The sequence below is a fragment of the Ilyobacter sp. genome (assembly GCF_041583315.1).
Taxonomy (GTDB): domain Bacteria; phylum Fusobacteriota; class Fusobacteriia; order Fusobacteriales; family Fusobacteriaceae; genus Ilyobacter.
In genome coordinates, this window is the sequence record NZ_JBFHGC010000470.1 from 1 (window position 1) to 2,302 (window position 2,302).

The following is a 2,302-nucleotide window of genomic DNA, read 5'->3' on the forward strand; positions in this document are numbered from 1 at the left end:
AAGAGTTCTAATTATTTTTTTCCAGATGACCAGTATGGTATCTCTATACTATCAAAAGAAATTCACCTGGATAAGATCTTGGAAAGAGAAAATATTAAAGACATAATAATAACAGAAAAGGACAGAGCTCTTTTAGATTTAGAGAATGTCTGATTAATTATTTTGGTTTTTACTTATTTTATAATAATGGTTTTCGAAGGTAGGGGTGAGTATGCAGAATGAAAAACTGATAAGCGTCATAATACCTTTTTATAATATAGGGGAATTTGTAAAAAAAACTATAAATAGTCTCGATTCACAAACCTACAGAAATTTTGAAGTTATATTTGTAAACGATGCATCTACAGATAATAGTTTACAAATAATAGAAGAATCTTTAAAAAAAGTGACCTTTGACCACAAAATTATAAACAGAGAAAAAAATGGTGGTCCTAGCCCGTCCAGAAATATAGGGTTAAAAGAAGCCAGGGGAGAATATATCTATTTTTTAGACTCTGATGACTTTCTTTATAAAAATGCCTTTGAAGAATCAATAAACCTTTTTGAAAGAGAAGATCCAGACATTGTATTTTTTAAATTTAAAAAAGTAGATGAAAATGGTAAAACAGTCCAGAATTATAATGATATATTCAAAGATGTAAAGAAAATAGAAAAAAACAGGGATATCCTTATTAAATATATAAATTTAGAAATATTTTTATATACCTGTAGTGTTATATACAAAAAAAAGGTATTAAATAATATATTTTATAATGAAAACAATGAAACTCATTATTATGTTGAGGATCAAGACTTCTGTATAAGAGCCTTGTTAAATTCCAATAAAATTGGATACATTAACTCTGAACTGGTCCAGTATTTCAAAAGAAAAGGGTCAATTATGAACGGCAAGTTTAATATAAGAAGACTGAATAAAATCAGACTTTTCGATACTTTATATAATGAGTATAAAACAAAAGACCAAGAACTAAGTAATGTATTCCTAAAAAGAAGGTCAAAAGAGATTCTATGGGTTATCAGATCTTACATTAAAAATGAAACCGATCAAAATTCAAATCAGATGAAAAAATATATAAAAGAAAATATTCTTACTACTGAGATAACATCTTACTTAGAATGGAAATATTCAAAGAAATTAAATATAAAAAATATAATTCAGATTTTTTTACTCAGGTATTTTCCAGGTTGTTTTATAAATCTGGCTAAGTTATTGTAGTTATTATATATGAGGATCACAAAAGAACTTATAGGGAGGACATAGATGAATTACAACATAGTTATTTTAGGGGCTGGAATATCAGGAATATCTGCATCCTATCACTTAAAGGAAAAGGGCGTGGATTCCGTTATATTTGAAAAAAACTCCTCTTGGGGTGGTATGCTTGATAACTTTGAAATTAACGGGTTCAGATTTGACAGATTTGTACATCTATCTTTTGCAATAGACAACCATGTGAAAGAGATCTTTGCAAAATCAACAGATTTTTATACTCACGTGCCTGATCCTTTTAACTATTACAAAGGTTATTGGCTGAAACATCCAGCTCAAAACAATCTTTATCCTCTGCCAGATGAGGAAAAAGAAAAAATACTTAATGATTTTAAAAAAAGAAAAATAAAAAATATGGATGAAATAAGAGACTACGAAGAGTGGCTCAGAATGCAGTTTGGAGATTATTTTGCAGAAAATTTCCCAATTACTTATACAAAAAAATACTGGACTGTAGAGGCTAGGAAACTCGAGACAAAATGGGTGGGTAAGAGAATCTATATTCCTTCTATAGAGGAGATCGAGCAAGGTTGTAAAACAACTGAAACCCCTGTTACATACTATGCTAAAGAGATGAGATATCCAAAAAAAGGAGGATATAAATCTTTTCTTACTAGTATGGTGAAAGGACTCGATATCAGACAAAATAAAAAAGCAATAAAAATCAATTTAAAAAAACGTAAAATTTATTTTTCCGACGGGACACAGTGCAAGTATAAAAAACTGGTTTCAAGCCTTCCTCTGCCAGAAATTTGCAGAATTATAGAAGATGCCCCAAAAGAAGTTGTAGAGGCATCTGAAAAACTTTTATGTACCTCTGGATATCTTGTTTCTCTGGGCTTTAACAAACCTGATATTCCTAAGAATCTGTGGTTTTATATTTATGATGAGAATATCCTCAGCGCAAGAGTCTATTCCCCAAGCTTAAAATCACCTGAAAATGCCCCTGAAGGTTGCAGCTCTCTCCAGGCAGAAATATATTTTTCAAAAGAAAGCGAAATCAACCTTTCTGAAGAAAAAATTCTAAAGCAT

2 protein-coding genes are annotated in these 2,302 nt (G+C 29.9%); both read left to right on the forward strand.

Translation table 11 applies throughout. The features are described from left to right. Window positions 1–211: 211 nt before the first annotated feature. Window positions 212–1,216 (forward strand): glycosyltransferase family 2 protein, encoded by a 1,005-nt coding sequence (locus ABZA26_RS13045; RefSeq protein WP_372714941.1) that lies wholly within the window; start codon window positions 212–214, stop codon window positions 1,214–1,216. A gap of 45 nt (window positions 1,217–1,261) precedes the next feature. Further along, a partial coding sequence (locus tag ABZA26_RS13050; RefSeq protein WP_372714942.1) for an NAD(P)/FAD-dependent oxidoreductase occupies window positions 1,262–2,302 on the forward strand: 1,041 nt, incomplete at its 3' end.